General features: G+C 44.2%; 15 protein-coding genes. 4 read left to right on the plus strand and 11 right to left on the minus strand.

The annotated features are described in order from the left end of the window. The first annotated feature begins 54 nt into the window (after positions 1-54). From H6571_22635 to H6571_22645, 3 genes are all read left to right on the plus strand, one after another. Complete coding sequence (locus H6571_22635) at positions 55-2,520, plus strand: T9SS type A sorting domain-containing protein (protein ID MCB9326548.1); 2,466 nt, start codon at positions 55-57, stop codon at positions 2,518-2,520. Between the two features lie 5 nt (positions 2,521-2,525). Next, positions 2,526-2,924 (plus strand): hypothetical protein, encoded by a 399-nt coding sequence (locus H6571_22640; protein ID MCB9326549.1) that lies wholly within the window; start codon positions 2,526-2,528, stop codon positions 2,922-2,924. A gap of 103 nt (positions 2,925-3,027) precedes the next feature. Then, a complete protein-coding gene (locus tag H6571_22645; protein ID MCB9326550.1) occupies positions 3,028-3,537 on the plus strand; it encodes a DinB family protein in 510 nt (169 codons plus the stop codon). A 369-nt stretch (positions 3,538-3,906) separates the two neighbouring features. Here the strand turns inward: H6571_22645 and H6571_22650 are convergent, their stop codons facing one another. The 7 genes from H6571_22650 to H6571_22680 form a co-directional block, all read right to left on the minus strand. Beyond that, positions 3,907-4,356, minus strand: coding sequence for a GNAT family N-acetyltransferase (locus H6571_22650; GenBank protein MCB9326551.1), 450 nt, complete (start codon positions 4,354-4,356; stop codon positions 3,907-3,909). A 48-nt stretch (positions 4,357-4,404) separates the two neighbouring features. Further along, the gene (locus tag H6571_22655; GenBank protein ID MCB9326552.1) at positions 4,405-5,880 is read right to left on the minus strand and encodes a hypothetical protein; all 1,476 of its coding nucleotides are present in this window, start codon (positions 5,878-5,880) and stop codon (positions 4,405-4,407) included. 53 nt (positions 5,881-5,933) lie between these two features. Then, positions 5,934-6,296 (minus strand): diacylglycerol kinase family protein, encoded by a 363-nt coding sequence (locus H6571_22660; GenBank protein MCB9326553.1) that lies wholly within the window; start codon positions 6,294-6,296, stop codon positions 5,934-5,936. 37 nt (positions 6,297-6,333) lie between these two features. Then, positions 6,334-6,708 carry a histidine triad nucleotide-binding protein gene (locus H6571_22665; GenBank protein MCB9326554.1) on the minus strand — a complete coding sequence of 125 codons (375 nt, stop codon included), beginning with the start codon at positions 6,706-6,708 and terminating at the stop codon, positions 6,334-6,336. A gap of 102 nt (positions 6,709-6,810) precedes the next feature. Then, positions 6,811-7,704: an aromatic amino acid DMT transporter YddG gene (gene yddG, locus H6571_22670; GenBank protein ID MCB9326555.1), complete on the minus strand. Its 894-nt coding sequence runs from the start codon at positions 7,702-7,704 to the stop codon at positions 6,811-6,813. Between the two features lie 57 nt (positions 7,705-7,761). After that, positions 7,762-9,552, minus strand: a complete 1,791-nt coding sequence (locus H6571_22675; protein ID MCB9326556.1) for a sulfatase-like hydrolase/transferase — start codon at positions 9,550-9,552, stop codon at positions 7,762-7,764. 103 nt (positions 9,553-9,655) lie between these two features. Then, positions 9,656-10,714, minus strand: coding sequence for a DUF2027 domain-containing protein (locus H6571_22680; GenBank protein ID MCB9326557.1), 1,059 nt, complete (start codon positions 10,712-10,714; stop codon positions 9,656-9,658). 170 nt (positions 10,715-10,884) lie between these two features. Here H6571_22680 and H6571_22685 point away from each other — a divergent pair, with 170 nt between their 5' ends. Then, positions 10,885-11,532 (plus strand): class I SAM-dependent methyltransferase, encoded by a 648-nt coding sequence (locus tag H6571_22685; GenBank protein ID MCB9326558.1) that lies wholly within the window; start codon positions 10,885-10,887, stop codon positions 11,530-11,532. A gap of 24 nt (positions 11,533-11,556) precedes the next feature. Here the strand turns inward: H6571_22685 and H6571_22690 are convergent, their stop codons facing one another. From H6571_22690 to H6571_22705, 4 genes are all read right to left on the minus strand, one after another. Next, positions 11,557-11,787, minus strand: coding sequence for a hypothetical protein (locus H6571_22690; protein MCB9326559.1), 231 nt, complete (start codon positions 11,785-11,787; stop codon positions 11,557-11,559). A 31-nt stretch (positions 11,788-11,818) separates the two neighbouring features. After that, complete coding sequence (locus H6571_22695) at positions 11,819-13,666, minus strand: M1 family metallopeptidase (GenBank protein ID MCB9326560.1); 1,848 nt, start codon at positions 13,664-13,666, stop codon at positions 11,819-11,821. An 80-nt stretch (positions 13,667-13,746) separates the two neighbouring features. Continuing rightward, on the minus strand, positions 13,747-14,496 hold the full coding sequence (locus H6571_22700; protein MCB9326561.1) for an MBL fold metallo-hydrolase: 750 nt from the start codon (positions 14,494-14,496) through the stop codon (positions 13,747-13,749). Between the two features lie 764 nt (positions 14,497-15,260). Next, positions 15,261-16,340 carry an alanine racemase gene (locus tag H6571_22705; GenBank protein MCB9326562.1) on the minus strand — a complete coding sequence of 360 codons (1,080 nt, stop codon included), beginning with the start codon at positions 16,338-16,340 and terminating at the stop codon, positions 15,261-15,263. Positions 16,341-16,363 lie beyond the last annotated feature (23 nt).

Consider the following 16,363-nt stretch of genomic DNA (forward strand, 5'->3'; position numbering starts at 1 on the left):
TATTTGGAAAACACGAAAACCGGAGTTATTTTTGAAAAAATTAATCATTCACACATGAAATCGAGACGTCTACTTTTTTGTCTGGCCTTTTTTTGTTTCTCCTTTTTAACTCAAAATTTACAAGCTCAGCCGATCGATATTGACTACCATGCCGGTTGTCGATACGCTAAGGAGCATGTAAATTTAAAGCCGTTAACCCCCGAAGAAAAAAACCTGCTTACCCTGAGCAACGGCCGAAGTGATACCATCAATATTCTGAATTTCAATATTACCCTGGATGTCACCAACTTCAGCCAGGAAAAGATCACTGGCGCCTGCGAAATATTACTCACCCCCAAGGTGAATGAGGTGGATAAAATCACCCTTGACCTGCTGGCCTTTACCATAGATTCTATTGTCGGTCCTGACCATATTCCCCTGGAATATGCCTACAACGGTTTTCTTATAGACGTGACTTTTGGGGATACCCTGCAGATTGGTGACACTACTTCCCTGACGGTCTATTACAATGGTCACCCGGTGGTGGATCCTACCGGTTTTGGTGGATTTGATTTCCGCGATGGCATTGCTTACAATCTCGGTATCGGATTGGGATCCAACCCTTATAACTATGGGCGCGGATGGTTCCCTTGTTTTGATAATTTTGTAGAAAGAGCGACTTACGATCTCAATGTGATCACTTACGGCAACCGCAGGGCCTTTTGCATAGGCACTTTCCTGGGAGAGACAGACCTGGGGGATGACCATTGGCTGAGAAGTTACCGCATGGCCCAGGAGTTGCCCACCTACCTGGTAGGAGTAGCCGTTGGAGAGTATGCCGTTCACCACAGTACCCACGAGGGTGCATACGGAACGATTCCGGTAGAATTGATCGGATTTGCAGGAGATACCACCAGTATAAAAAATTCTTTTGCCGAGTTAGGCAATGCTATTGACGCCCTGGAATATTGGTTCGGTCCTTACCAATGGGAAAGAGTAGGTTATGTAATGACCTCCGTGGGTGCCATGGAACATTCCACCAGCATTGCCTTCCCCCTGTCTTCGGCTCTCAGTGGCGCTAATCCATCCCAAAACCGTTTGATGGCTCATGAACTGGCCCACCACTGGTGGGGAAATATTACCACGTTAACCACCCCGTCGGATATGTGGATCAAAGAAGGGAATGCAGAATATGGTGCCCAACTGTTTACTGAATACGCTTTCGGGCCGGAATACTTTAAGGAGGTCGTCAAAGACAATCACAAGACAGTGCTCGAAGATGCTCACATTGATGATGATGGCTATTGGCCCCTTTCAGGCATACCCTATGAACATACTTACGGCACCCATTCTTACCAGAAAGGTGCTTCTATGATGCATAATCTTAGAGCTTACCTGGGGGACACTCTCTTTTCCTCCGGCATGACCTCTATCCTGAATTCCTTTCAATACGACGCGGTGGATGCCGCAGCTTTCAGAGATCACCTTACCAGCGTTACGGGTATTGACATGACTTCTTTTTTTGACGACTGGATCTATGCTCCGGGTTATGCGGACTATGAGATCAATACGGTAGATGTAACCGAAAATGGAGATGTGTTCAACGTGGAAGTGGAAATTCAGCAAAAACTTTTGGCCGCCCCGCATTTTCATACCAATACGCCTATGGAAATCACTTTTTTTGATGAGAACCAGAATGCTCAAACAAAAAAATTCATGGTATCAGGTGAAATCAGCACAGCACAATTCACCCTCCCGTTTGCCCCGACTGTTCAGGTTTTAAACGACAATAACCTGCTCAACCTGGGGCGCACGCAAAACCGTTTTACGATTGAACAAACAGGCTTTACCAGTATAGACTACACTCATTTTTTTCAGTTCCAGGTAAAAGAAATCCAGAACCCGGTCATGATCAGTGTGGTGCATCATCTCACCGCCGCCGATCCGTCCGAAAGTCCTTACGTGGAGCAGGTTTCTTCCAGCCATTACTGGACGGTGAGTGGCTTCACAGATGAATTTTTCAATGCAAAAGTCACCCTTCAGTACCAGGGACAAAATCAAAACTCCCTCGATTATGATCTTTTGGAAGAGACAGAAGAAAACCTCATCTTATTGTGGCGCCCCACCCCGGAAGAGGCGTGGCAGGAATATCCTTATTACGATAAATTAATGCTCGGTTCCACTACTGACGGTAACGGGTTCATCAGAATGGAGCCCATGATGCTTGGAGAATACACCTTTGCCAATGGAGCATTTCCACTTGCCACTGCCAATATAGAGGAACCCTGCCAACTTTCTGTATTTCCCAATCCGGCAAGTAAAGCATTTTATGTGGAAGGGGCATTGCCCGGGGGAGAGGAAGCAAGGCTTGTCTTGTACAATGTTGAAGGGAAAGCCCTTAAAACAAGAACACTTTCCGGTTTGACGGATTTTTCGGAATTCATTGAATTAAACGACATCCCACAGGGCACTTATCTGATAAAATTGACCACAGCAACAGGGGATGAACTGGCCAGTGAAAAAGTACTTGTAGTAGAATAAGAAATATGGAATACTTTAAAATTGTTAATGTCCGTACCACAGAAGAAAAAATCCGGGAAGCTTTGACGCTTGAAAATCTTGAGCAAATGAGCACCCAACTCATCCAACTCGGTCAGCCGGATGAAAGGGAAGTTTCTATTGGAAGCATTTGGGGTGAGTTCACCCTGAGTCGCGACATCATCAGGGGCGGCCTTCGATTTGCCCTCGTGGAATGCCCCAATGCTTTGGCCTGGACGGTCACCACAGGGTTCTCCCCTGCCCCGGAATCCATCGTGCTTCATCTGACGATCAATCGGCAGCAAAAAAAACCTTCCTTTACGGAAGAGATCGAAGATTTTTTGGAGGATCAAAAGCAATGCCTTGAGGCTGTTTTTAACCGCAAGGATGCCGGGGTGCATGGTTAAGTTTTTCCGGGATACAATCCGACCAGGTGGTCAACCTGTATTTTATTTTGCTGAAACACGAGGCCATTATTTTCAACTTAACTGCTGAATTCAACCTTTCTCTATGTATCATTCAGAAGTCATAGCGCAACTCAAAAGGAACAAGGCCATTTTTGAACATCAATTCAAAGGCCTCACCAACCTGCAATACAGCTGGAAACCTGCTCCGGAAAAATGGTGCCTGCTGGAAATCCTCTGTCATTTGCACGATGAAGAAGTGGAGGATTTTCGGGCCAGGGTAAAACATGTGCTGGAAACGCCGGAAGCTCCCATGCCTCCCATAGACCCCGAGGGATGGGTCACCGCAAGAAAATATGCTGAAGCTGATTTTGAAGAACGACTGGACGCCTTTTTGACAGAGCGTCAAAATTCCATCGACTGGCTGGAATCCCTCGAGGATCCGAAATGGACCAATGTTTACCACCATCCTGCTTTGGGCGCCATGTCTGCTCAAAAGTTCCTGTCCAACTGGCTCACCCACGACCTCCTTCATTTTCGTCAGATTGGGAATGTGAAATTTTTCTACCTGCAATATATTACCGGGGAAGATTTGAGCTATGCGGGGAATTGGTGAGGCAGGCTAAGGACCTCGTTACAAAGATTCATTATAGTTTTTGAATAGGGGAATTTTACAAATTTTTCCTGGAAATTAAATTTCAAAACAGCCCTCCATCGCCCTGTGCTTTAGCCTGCCTGACGCCGCAGGAAGGCAGGCGCAGGAAATACAAAAAAAACAAAGCTACAGGGCTTTCAGCCCTCTCTTATGGTCGTTTATTGGAGGCCTAAAGGCCTGGTTTTTGATGATATTTTACCCCGCGCTAAAGCACTGGGCAATCGAAATAGCGCTAAAGCACTGGGCAATCGAAATAGCGCTTAAGCACTGGGCAATCGAAATTTTATCTATAGCGGTTATTTTTGTGATACGGGTAATAAACCTGTGATATTAATCCCGTAGGATCATGGCCCTATGCGGAATATCATCCTCTAAATACTCCTCCCCAATGGGTTCAAATCCCAAATTGCGGTAAAAGCTTAACAGGTAACTCTGGGCGGAAATTTTGACGGGAGTATCTCCGAATAGTTTTTTTGCCCAAAGTAGCGCTTCCTGCATCAGTTGTTTTCCCCCGCCGGAGCGACGAATTTTAGCTGAAGTTACCACCCTGCCAATCGAGGCATACTCAGGATAGGATAAACCTTTGGGCAACAATCTCACATAGGCCAAAGCCTCCCCATTCTCATCCCAACTCACCAGGTGAAAAGATTCCTGATCCTTATCATCAGCATCCAGGTAGGGGCAATTTTGCTCTACCACAAAAACTTCCTGCCTTAATTTCATTATTTTATAAAGCTGTCCCAAAGAAAGCTGCTCAAAGGGAAGACATTGAAAATTCATGCTCTTGCGTTTAAAAAGAAAATTCAGCCGTTTTTTGTTATTTTTCGATCAAAATTCATAACATTTCACTCCGCGAAGACTTTTGTGCTTCCTGTTTGTTTTATGCCCCTTGCTGCGTCCTCCGAGCCCGAGATCAAAAGGATTAATCTTTACGGCAAAATAGAAATCAGATCCGGTAAAGGTAGTCTGCCTGAAAACACTGCCGAGATTACTTGTCCCAACAGTAAAGAAGGCCAATCGGGCAGCCAGCCCCACACGAACATCCTGCCAGTTATAAATCGACAATGGCAAGGCCGCGCCAAACCACCGGTGCTCAAAACGCGGGGTCACGGCCAGCAAATTTCCCCGGCGAACGCCCACGCCTCCGAATGGAATACCCTGCACAACCGAAGCATTGACAAAAAAATTGGGCGTAAATGAATAATCGAACTGAACACTTATTGCGCCAGGCAACCACATGCTAAATTGATCATCTACCAGTGAAAGGGTCGAATCCCCCAGCAACTGCTCACTAAAATAGCCTAATTTAGATTCAAAAAACTCCGGATTTTCAATATTCTGAAACCCCTCAGTGGCCAGCACTACCGGCTCAGCAGAATTGACCAGGTGTTCTTTGGTATTTTTTGTGAATTTTATTTTACCAATATCGATTAAAGAAGCTCCAATTTTCCAGGTATACCCGTCATCGTAATCCTTTACAGTGTACACAAATCCCAGGTCAAAACCGACACCGCTTCCATTTCGTGAAACCTGGTAAGCATCCATACTGATATTTGAGGTCGTATATCCATAATTGAAGTTAACCGCGTTGGCCATCAAAGTATCACCGGGGATTTTGGTCAAAAGAAAATCCCGATCGTTATAAAGGAATGCACCATCATATCCCATGAGATATTTGGCCGTGGCGCCAATGGACAGTTCTCCGTCGCCTGCTTCTACCTGGTGCATATAATTCAGGCCTACTTCTGACCATGTCATAAAGCCGAGGCTAAATTTATTTACCTGAAAAGCTTCATAAAAAGGTCTTGCAAAATAAGGATAATAACTCAGGTTGTCCGTGATGCCGCTAGCACTTCCGGCTACGCGCATGGCCGTAGTCAATCCAATAGTGCTTGTTTCGTTGAGCCTGACAAAAAAGGAGGGGCCCATCACATGACCGCTAACATTGGCAAAACGCTTTCTTCCATTATCGACAAAATCCTGGATAATGGCATTGGGTGCCAGTTCCGCAGGATCTTTCACATCGGGTCCATAAACGATATCGTCGAACGTAATTTTATTGAGATCAAGCAGGCGAAAAGGAGTAAGCTTGAAGTAATTATTTTCGAGAAAAAAAGCTCCTTCGGCGAGGTTAATATCCCATTGAAAAGGAGAGTTGGCATGGCCTGCAGGATTCAGCCAAACCGCATTGATCCCTGCATAATTATCCGTGTGAAATCCCAATTGTTCCTGGGCCCCAAGAGTGGTGGTGAATAAAAAAAGACTGCAAATAATGCACAGTTTGAACGGGGAGGACTGTTTCATGGCGATGTAGATAGTTGTGATTATGTTCACCTCAAACGGTCAGGTTAAAGGTATTATTTTATGATCGAAAAAAGCTCGGGCAAAAATACGAACAATCCTACAATTATCGCAGTTATGGCGCTTATTAGAACCGCCGCCGCGGCTACGTCTTTCGCCTTTTCTGCCAAAGGATGAAACTCCGGTGAGACCAGGTCAGTGAGGGCTTCGAGGGCAGTATTAAAAGCTTCGGCGGCGAAGACAAAACCTATGCACAAAACAAGGGCGATCCATTGCCCCGGCTGGATAGAAAAGTAAAATCCAGCGGCTATGACAAGCACCATGGCTACAAGGTGAATCCGGGCATTGGGCTCGGAGCGAAACATGGAAATGATTCCTTTGAAAGCAAATTTGAAACTTTTGATTCTTTTTCCTAACATACACTATTGACTTTATCGGTTCCTATCCTTCCATTCCTCAATCCTTTTTAGGAATCATGGGGCTCAACTTTTCTCCTCCCAGCAGATGCAGATGAATATGGAACACACTCTGGCCCGCGTCTTCATTGGTATTCATACACAACCTGTACCCGCTTTCATCAATCCCTTTTTCTTTGGCAAGCAATTTCGCTACGTAATACATCTTTCCGATAAGGGGAATATCCTCTTCTTCGATATCATTGACAGTGGGAATTCTTTTTTTGGGAACGATCAAAATATGAACCGGAGCCTGAAGTTTCAATGGAAGGAAGGCAATGATGTCTTCATCCTCATACACAATGGTGGCAGGTAATTCCCGGTCCACGATTTTTTCAAAAGGAGATTTCTCCGACAGTTTTTTTATTTTTTTCATTTCGTAATCTTCTCCCTGCCCGAAAGCGAAACCCGAAAACACCAGAAACAGTGAAATGGTCATTAAAATTTTCATATTCATTCTTTCTTTTATGAGAATTCTCTACCTCATCGATTTCCAGCTGATAAATGATCCTGTGACCAGGGCTATGCACCCGACCCATAACCGTGCATCGGGAAAAACGCCCAGATAAACGGAGCTTACCAGGGTAGAAAACAAAGGGGTCAAATAAGTAAACGGTAAAACTAATGCAATATCGCCTTTTTGCATAGACATTTCCCAGAAAGCATAGGCCAATACCGTCGTAAAACTCAAAAACAACACCTCCCCCAGCACTCCCCATCCCCATTGACTCTTTTCAGGAAATACCATACTGAGCAAAAGTAAAAAGACGCCGGTGATTAAAATATAAAAAGGCACATAACCGGCATCCTCCACACTTTTCCACAATCGCGTAAGATTAGAATAAAAGGCCCACGAAAAGGCAGCGATCAGCCCGCAAAAATAGGCGATTGGATTGTCGATGATGTGCTGCAGAAAAACCGGCCAGCTAAAATTTCCCGAAGGAATGAGTACGAGGAAGATACCCACAAAAGCCAAAAGGGTTCCTGGAATCAACCCTAAAGTAACTTTTCGGGAAAAGATTAACAGGGACAATAAAATGGTCAGCCCTGGCCAAAGGTAATTGACCAGCCCCAGCTCTATGGCTTGAATCCTGTCTTTTGCAAGGCCTAAGGCCAGGAACAGGTTGAGTGTATAAATCAAAAAAAGGGAACCGGTGCTGAAAAAATATTTCACGGGAAACCGTTCCTTGCTGAAGACGAACTTATTTTGTGACCACCAATAGGTACACGCCAATATCCCTCCGGTAAGATAAACTGCAGCTCCCGCAGTTACCGGCCCCAGTTGCTCGGATATACTGCGTACCAGGGCAACCGTAGCACTCCATAGAAAAACCGCTAAAAAACCGAAAAGGGTATACTTGTTTAAACGCATGTTTAAATTTTCAGATCATTCAAAGAGACACAGCTAAATGAACATCCTCCTAAACATCTATTTCTCGTTAAAATCCCGGGAGATCACCTGCTGATGGGCTTTCCCGACCCCTTCCGGAAAATCATCAGAAAAGAGGTCATGGACCAGGTATTCTTTATTTTTATTGTCATAGATGAGGGTAATACTGTCGCTGACAAAACCGAAACCCTTATTAAAAACGTAATAAGCAAAGGAAGGAGAATCCTTGGCAAAGAGGTCTTTCCCGAAGTGATATTCCTCATTGGTGACATTCAGCTGTTTGAGTAGCGTATAGGAAATATCCGTCTGGTCTCCAAATTTCGAAATGGTCTGTTTGCCTGATTTTAAGGCACCCCCTAACCAAATCATTGGGATTTCAAACCTGGCCAACTCGTAATGACTTGAATAAAAAGGCAAAACGGTGCTGTGATCAGCCACCAAAATGACAAGGGTGTTCTTCCAGTCGGGCGTTTCGCGTAAGCATTCAATGAATTCGAAGAGGGCATTGTCTGCATAATTGGCCGCATTGGCAAACAAGCGTTCCGGATCATCTCCGTCGAAGATCATGGGTTGGGGTACATCAAAAGGTTCGTGGTTGCTGAGCGTCAAAATAGTTTTGATCCATGGAGAGGTATCAGACTGCATATCTTCATAAACCTTTTCGAAAAGAAGATGATCGTGCACTCCCCACTTGGCGTCATAATATTTCGAAGGAAAGGAGGTTTTATCCACCATCACGTCTGGTCCACAATGAATAATATAGGATTTTATGTTGGCAAAATTGATGTCTCCTCCATAATAAAAAGAAGTATGGTAGCCCACCGTTTTTAAAGTTTTCAACAAGGACGGCAATTGGTCTACCTTTTTGGGTGAATTGGTAATGGAACTTGCAGGTATCGGCGGATACCCGCTCAAAATAGCCACCAGCCCTTTGTCCGTGCGTTCACCGCTGCCAAAAAAATTGGAAAAATAAATCCCTTCTTTTCCGTATTGATTCAAATGAGGGGTAATGACTATGGAGTCTCTTTCGCTGTACAACATCTTCTTTGTCATGCTTTCCATCACGACCAGGACTATATTGGGACGTTTTTTCTTTAATATTTTCTTCGTTTTTTTTGCCGGACGGTAAAGATCATCCACAATGGATTGTGCCAGTCCTTCGGGCATGTGTTTGTAGGAATGCTGCTGTTTATCGAGTTCCGTAATGGAATGGGCCACATTCCAAAAAACATTGGTGGCCCCCTGGTTACAATAATTATTCGTGCTGAAATATACGCTGCTTTCGTTCAACGGGCTGAGCCCCACTCCTCCCCGAATGGGAATGATGAGCAATATTCCCAAGGCTATAAAAGTCAAAGGGGTAACGATCCAGCTTCTTTTGTGGCTGACCGATGCGGGTTTGAGGATTTTATCAAAAGCGTAATAACACAGGCCCGTCATGATCAGGATGGCAGGAATACCTACGGCAAGTTCAGCGAAAGAAATAAAATTCACCGCTTCTTCAGGGTTCTTCAGGTACAGGAATGGCGAAACATCGAGCCGGTACCCCCAATGATGGTAAATACGCAAATCGGTAGCCATCAGTATGGTGGTGATAAAAAGAATAAAAAAAGTGTAGTATTTGATAAAAGGCCCGAATTTGTTGCCTTTAAAAAATGAACTGAGTATGAAATACACCACCGGTAAAATAAGGAAGTATCCCGTAACGGAAGCATCCATTTTCAGTCCATGCAGAAAAATGTCCATAACCTGCCCGGTAGACGAAACGGCTAAGGTTTTATCATAGTTGTATATCAAAAAGATCAATCTGGCGACGGAAAAATACGCCATCCAAAACAACCCATATTTTAAAAAAAAAGAAAGTTTAGCCTTTGTCAATCAATTAGGTATTAAGAGCGTGTCAATAAAGAATTAAGGTTGATGAGCATTTAAATTAGTCCTCCTTAAAAATAACCTCAGTGGCCCCATATCCGTATCTTGGATGGAATTCGTTTTTGAATGAAGTCACTTCCGGCATCTGGATGAGCCTGGAGGCGATGAGGTCTTTGAGCTTTCCTTCTCCCAGGCCATGGATGATAAAAACCCTATCAACCCCAAGCCGTATCGCCTGACTCAAATACTGGTCGAAGGCAGCAATTTGTATGCGTACGATCTCTGCATTTTTCATCTTCGCCGAATTGCTGACCAGTTTTTCTATATGCAGGTCAAGTTCAGTCGTAAAATTGGCCATTGCCTCCACTTCGTGCCCCATTCTTTTCAGATTACCTTGCTGAACGGGTTTCAGTCCGGCACTTCTTTTCGTGTAGCTTCGTAAATCCTCCTGTTCCTGCTTCTCCCGCAGACTGTCCGTGTCATCCAGGTTTTCAAAAATGCGATAAAGGTGAACCTGCTTATTGAGAATAGGCGCCGTTTTCAGGCTATTGAAAAACTGCTTGGCTTTGATCTTTAATATTTTATGCAAACGCGTGCCTGTACCCATCGTCGTAATGCGCCAACATTCTATCTCTACTTCGGGCGCATCGTTGAGCTCATCATAAAGCATTTCACCTACCGGGAACATAGTCTCCCCGTCAATTTTACCGTTATAGCGTTCTTCCACATAACCGTTGATGGAAAGGGTCAGGGTAAAAAGGCAATCGTATTTGGTATCATTGATCAAAAACAGTTCAAACTTTTCTGTCGTACCGTCAGTCCTAAGTACAGGGTCAAATACCAGTTGGAGCCCGTAACTTTTCAGGATGGAATATTGTTGCCTCGCACGGAGGTCAATGGGAGCTGATGGCTTTTTGACCTGCTTCCCCGGAACAATTTTCGCCTTTACCCTGCCGGGATCTTCCTCACCGTCCAAACGCTGGAGATCTTCTATAAATGCAGGGATTTCCATGCCATCCAGGAGCCGTACATTCAGCATATTGCCTTCCAGCAACCCCGCTACGGTACCCACATCCCCGGTGTGCAAAAATTTGACTTTAGTCCCGACCGCGTATAACATAAGATTTTAATGTTTAAAAGAGTTCTTTACTCCAACAATGGTAAAATACGTACCTTTCGACAAAGATAACATCAAAAATGTAATTTGTCACTCGTTACTCAATTATGCTTATTCGTTTTCTTTGTTTTACAAAGAAAAAAGCATCGGGTAACCAGTAACCAGCAGCCTGTATGAGATTACGTTGGAAAATAGCCCAGGCCATGGAATTGCGTTGGTGGAAAAATTATTTAAAACGCAAACCTGTTGGAGATTACCTGGCTCTAAAAAAGCTGTATTGGGATAGGGTTTTAAACCAATTGTCCGTTGAGGTAAGAAAGCATGCCATCATTTTGGATGCAGGCTGCGGTCCGGCAGGAATATTTATGGTATTGGATAATCAACAGGTAGTTGCGGTAGATCCGTTAATCAACGAATATGAGTCTACCCTTCCTCATTTCGATCGGGCGATCTATCCCAATGTCCACTTTTTTAACAATCCACTGGAAGCCTTTGAACCCGAACAAAAATACGACTACATTTTTTGTCTCAACGCCATCAACCATGTGGCAAATATCCATAAAAGCCTGGACAACCTTTTTTCCTGGCTGGCTCCCGGGGGCAAGCTTATCCTCTCCACCGATGCCCATAAACACTCATGGCTTAAACCAGTTTTCAAAGCCCTTCCGGGCGACATTCTCCATCCGCATCAATACGATCTTCAGGAGTACCGGGATATGCTTTTGCAAAGAGGCGCCAAAATCGAAAAGGAAGTCTGTTTGAAAAAAGGGAATATTTTTGATTACTGGATATGGGTGATGGAGAAAACAAATCATCCCTGATTTTTCCAAGGGATGGTCCAAAAATCAATTGTTTTTTTTATGCGCTAAACTCAACAACCAAAATTTCACCACAGTAAGCACCCCTCCTCCAATTATCGCCGTGATTAGCCTCTTTATCTGTCTGGAATGGAAAATTTCTCCCGTAAATTTCCCTTCCACATAATCGTTCATAAACGGGATCATGTACATGATAAAAAAGAACCATAAGAAGGAATAAATCACCCTCTTTTGCGTAGGCTTATTTTTTTGCTCCATTAGTCCCGGGTTTTTATTATTAATATTGAAACTATTCATTCGTAATTGAGTTATCCGCCATATTCACATCCAGGTTCCATTGATTTTTGAGGATCACCTTTTGGACGTCGCCTTTCACTTCAAGTGGAATTTCATTGGTGTCCATCCAAACCCGTGCAGGCATTGCCTTGGTGGTTTTGGCCCCTCCTTTACCGATTATTTCGATTTCAAACGCCAGCGGCAAACCTCCTTTATTGACCACTTTTAACTTTCCATTTTCCTTAACCAGGCTTAAGTCCGCATAACTCGTTTCAAAATAAAATTTATGGTAAAACCAGTTGACGGTGGGGTCGTTGTCCGGGTTGAACGTGTAGAAAAAATCGTAAGGAACAGGGTGTTTGAACCCCCAGTTTTTAAAATAATTCTTAAGCCTTTCGGCGAATACTTCTTTGCCCAATAAATCCCTCAGGCACAGAACGGCATAGGACGGTTTGCTGTAGCTGGCATGTCGGTAAGCCGGGTAGTATTCCAGGTAATTGGTCAGCGTCATGATGGGCAGTTCCTGCTGGGTACCGGCGATGTTGTAGTAACGCTCCAGTTTGTAAGGAATGTAATCATTGTCCATATTCCGATCCTCGAAATAGAATATGGGACAGACGTTGGCCCAGGCCTCATCCATCCATGCATATTTGCGCTCATTCGTGCCGATATAAAATGGGAAATAGGTATGTGCCACTTCATGCACGGTCAGGGAATGTAAGGATTGTTCTTCCGATACACTCGGGTCATTGACCATCATCGGGAATTCCATAGCGGCCCCTGCATTGATGATCGTCATGTCGGTATATGGATAATCCACCCCGGGAAAGTTTTCCGACAGGGACCGAATGGCCTCAGCAGCTACCCCGGCGACCTTAAAAAAATCAGGAGAGGATTTCAGGTACACGGCATCGACAAAAACGTCTTTGCTTTTCAGCTTGACGGTTGAACCGTCCCACAAGGCATTTTTGCAGGCACTGAAAGAGAAATCGGGCGCGAGGGGCGCATTATAGTGCCAGGTATGTTTCTCCCCTTCCCGGGTTATTTTTCCTGATTCCAGATCCAGGGAATCGACAATATGGATTACCGTTGCGGAAGTAAGTGCATTTTGGTAACGCTTTTCAAACCTGGGGGCCAGGATGTCTTTTGAATTTTGCAAACGGCCCGTAGCACTGACGATATACTCTGCCGGAGCCGTGATCTTCACATCGTAAGTATTGAAATCAGAGTAAAATTCGTGCAGCAGGTTGTAATCCATCTTATCCCAGCCATCCACATCATCGTAAACGGCCACTTTCGGATAAAAATACCCCACAAAAATGACTCCGTTGTCGTAATCCCCCATTCTCAATTGCAGCCCTTTGATCATCTGGAAATCCCAACGGGCCTCGATGACTACTTTTTCGCCCGGCAGCACCGGCTTGTTTAGTCTGACGATCAGGTTGGTACTGGTGTAACTGGCCTGAGTGGCCATATCCACCGTTTCACCGCCAATGGTCAGGTATTCGATGTTTACCGTATTGTCGTTGAGGATATTTTTGGGAATATCGAAAACGCGTTTGGCATCCTTGTTCAATACATTTTGATACAAAGCGAGTACGATCTCTTTGAGTGTGTCCGGACTTTCATTAAAATACAGGATGGTTTCACTTCCTTTTACGGTGCGACTTTCCGGCACCAACTCAACATCGATGTTGTAATCGGCATGGTTTTGCCAATAATTTTCCCCGGGAGCACCGCTGGTACTGCGGATGCCTTTTTCATAATTGGGCAATAAATTTCGGGGAATGATCAGGTCCTGCTGGGCAAAAACCAACACGGATAAACTTAACAGGCAGATGGAGGTGAAGATCTTTTTCATCAATTGTATTTATTTGCAGGAAAAAATGCAGCTCAAATTTAGTATTTTTTTCGGGTCGTCACTTTTTAAAACCGCAAAAATCATTTCTCGGGATACCAGTCCCGCAATCTCACCCTAATCCCCGGATTAGCGAAGTTAATATTCATTTTGAATTGTTCCACATCGCTGAATATCCCGTCACCCCCCCGGTAATGGAAAGGATAGACCACTTTGGGATTAAATGCCAAAACGGCAGAAGTCGCCTGTTCGATATCCATGGTATAAGGCAGGTTCATACAGACGAAAGCGACATCAATATTTTCAAGGTTGCGCATTTCTTCAATATCTTCTGTATCTCCGGAAATGTACAAACGCTTGCCGCCAATCTCCAACACGTAACCATTGCCCCAACCTTTGGGATGAAATGAATCAGCTGCTTCGGGCAAATTATACATGGGCACTGCGATGATTTTGATGCCGTTTGTTTCTGTTTCGGCTCCATTTTTCAGGGCGGTGATCCGACCAAAAGCAATTTCCCCCAGATTCTCGACGACAGATTGAGGGGCGATGAGTTCAGCTTCCCCGAGTGAAAGCCCGCTCAATGTCTCTTTATTGAGATGATCACCGTGTTTATGGGTAATCAAAACGAGGTCGGGAGCCTGGAAACCGGCAAATCGTTCTGCTCCTCCGTAAGGGTCGATGAAAATGGTTTTACCGTTCCATTCCAGCACCATTGTGGCGTGGAAGATCGGCGTTAAGATGATATCGCCCTTATCAGTGGGGATGGTATCTTTTTGTGCGAATAAGCTGATGCTGATAAACAGCAGGAAATGGATTAGGATAATTCTCATAATATAGTTTGTTTGATTCTTCTTAACAACCCGACTTTAGCTATGGTTGTAAACAATTAATGTGTCTGATTGAATTTACTACTCTAAGTAAGTGCGGTGACAGTATTAAACAACTAATAAAAATTAGAACGATTAAGCATACTTCTGACTTCTAATGTAGAAGTATTTTCCATTTTAATTCGTCCTCTTACCTCCTTTTAAAATTATGTTTTTCAAAAAAAATCGGCCGTCAGGGTAACCTTTTTCAAAACCATGTGATATACTATCAAAACCACCATGAAAACACTGCGGGCCCGGAATGCTCCCCAAAAACCAATGAAAATCACACCCTTTAAAAAATAGCACTATCCCTGATAGCACCCCAAAATCCATATTTGAAACATAACATGAGTTCATCCCGAATTTCATCTAATCAGATTAAATTCGGGATTTTTCTTTTACAAAAGAAATAAACCGCAAAACCTGCCTTCCGTCGCGGCAGCAGGCAAAATTTAAAACAAGTAACCGCAAAATTTAGAAGTGTTTGGGTCGTGGGTTAGGTGTTTTGCGACAAAAAATGACTTTTTTCCAAAACCCAAACCTTTTGCCCACTCACTTTTACACCTGCCTTCCTGCGTCAGCAGGCAGGTTTTAAATTCCTTGTTTTACACCTGCCTTCCTGCGTCTGCAGGCAGGTTTTACATTTAAAAAATACTTCAAATAATCAAAAAATTTCTATTTCAGATAGTTTTTGAAAATTCGGGACTCATGTTTTTTTGCTCCTTTTACAATACGATCCACTCCCCATCCGTGGTAAGGTATTGCCGCATTAAATCGGCCGTCATACAGGAATGGACGGGTAGTACAATGAGGTAATCGCCTATTTTGTATTTCGTCATTTCCAACGGCGGCACCACCACGATGCCATGCTCCTGGGATATACTTCGCAGGTACATTCCCGGAATTACCTCTCCCCAACCATTATCTTCCATGGTAGCTATTCTGCCGTAAATAGTGCCCAACTGCTCATCCTGCATGTTGTCTTTTGAAAAATGGACCCCGCCTCCGTAAACCACGATCTCATTCCTGTTTTGATGAATTGCCACTATCGGACAGGCCATAGCCACAGCGATCTGATCGACAGCACAAGATCCGATCTGATGCTGAACCAGATCGTAAAAAACAAAATTACCCGGTCGCAATTCATCTGCACCTGTAAAATCCTCTGCGACACTGCACCCCGGCGTATCTCCCACGGAGATGATCAGGCCGGGATATTTTTCCTGGTATTGCTTTTTTAGCGCTGCCATTATGGCAAGTGTAGTCTCATGAACGCTAAGAATATCCTGGTTGGTTCGACATTGGTAAGTGTGCCCTGCGTGGGCAAGGAAGCCTTTAAACCGGAGGTTGTCACTATTTTCTGTCAACTGAAGGATCTCATCAATGGTATCTGTTTCGTCCGGTTTTAGCCCCGTCCGTCGGGTTCCCACATCAATTTTAATAAAAAATCCTACTTCAAACCTCAGGTTTTCTTTTAAAAACCGGGCCGTTTCCACCGATTCGACCAGGAGATTGAGGTGAATTTTTCGCGCCAACTTATTGATGGTATGAATCTCCAATATATTCACCGGAAAAGCCACTGTTATGTCCTGCCATTCGGGAGCAAAATACGAGGCCATTTCAAAGGAGGAGACCGTTATCCTTTCCACCCCGGCTTCTTTAAACCACCTGCCAATTTCCAGGGATTGATGCGTTTTGAAATGAGGCCGGAGAACCACCCCGTTTTTCCTTGCTTTTTCCGCCATGGTAACGATGTTCAGTCGGCACTTTTTTTCATCGAGAAGAAGCGTTGGTTTAGTGATCATGGTGGATTGTTTTTGGTAATGTT

It is taken from the genome of Lewinellaceae bacterium, assembly GCA_020636105.1.
Lineage (GTDB): Bacteria > Bacteroidota > Bacteroidia > Chitinophagales > Saprospiraceae > BCD1.

Bases quoted from the DNA above. Each gene is read 5' to 3' on its own strand.
- H6571_22660 (MCB9326553.1), bottom strand. From the start codon at position 6,296: ATGTTAGGAAAAAGAATCAAAAGTTTCAAATTTGCTTTCAAAGGAATC.
- H6571_22645 (MCB9326550.1), top strand. From the start codon at position 3,028: ATGTATCATTCAGAAGTCATAGCGCAACTCAAAAGGAACAAGGCCATT.
- H6571_22650 (MCB9326551.1), bottom strand. From the start codon at position 4,356: ATGAATTTTCAATGTCTTCCCTTTGAGCAGCTTTCTTTGGGACAGCTT.
- H6571_22675 (MCB9326556.1), bottom strand. From the start codon at position 9,552: ATGGCGTATTTTTCCGTCGCCAGATTGATCTTTTTGATATACAACTAT.
- H6571_22640 (MCB9326549.1), top strand. From the start codon at position 2,526: ATGGAATACTTTAAAATTGTTAATGTCCGTACCACAGAAGAAAAAATC.
- yddG (MCB9326555.1), bottom strand. From the start codon at position 7,704: ATGCGTTTAAACAAGTATACCCTTTTCGGTTTTTTAGCGGTTTTTCTA.
- H6571_22635 (MCB9326548.1), top strand. From the start codon at position 55: ATGAAATCGAGACGTCTACTTTTTTGTCTGGCCTTTTTTTGTTTCTCC.
- H6571_22695 (MCB9326560.1), bottom strand. From the start codon at position 13,666: ATGAAAAAGATCTTCACCTCCATCTGCCTGTTAAGTTTATCCGTGTTG.
- H6571_22690 (MCB9326559.1), bottom strand. From the start codon at position 11,787: ATGGAGCAAAAAAATAAGCCTACGCAAAAGAGGGTGATTTATTCCTTC.
- H6571_22685 (MCB9326558.1), top strand. From the start codon at position 10,885: ATGAGATTACGTTGGAAAATAGCCCAGGCCATGGAATTGCGTTGGTGG.
- H6571_22700 (MCB9326561.1), bottom strand. From the start codon at position 14,496: ATGAGAATTATCCTAATCCATTTCCTGCTGTTTATCAGCATCAGCTTA.
- H6571_22665 (MCB9326554.1), bottom strand. From the start codon at position 6,708: ATGAAAAAAATAAAAAAACTGTCGGAGAAATCTCCTTTTGAAAAAATC.
- H6571_22680 (MCB9326557.1), bottom strand. From the start codon at position 10,714: ATGTTATACGCGGTCGGGACTAAAGTCAAATTTTTGCACACCGGGGAT.
- H6571_22705 (MCB9326562.1), bottom strand. From the start codon at position 16,340: ATGATCACTAAACCAACGCTTCTTCTCGATGAAAAAAAGTGCCGACTG.
- H6571_22655 (MCB9326552.1), bottom strand. From the start codon at position 5,880: ATGAAACAGTCCTCCCCGTTCAAACTGTGCATTATTTGCAGTCTTTTT.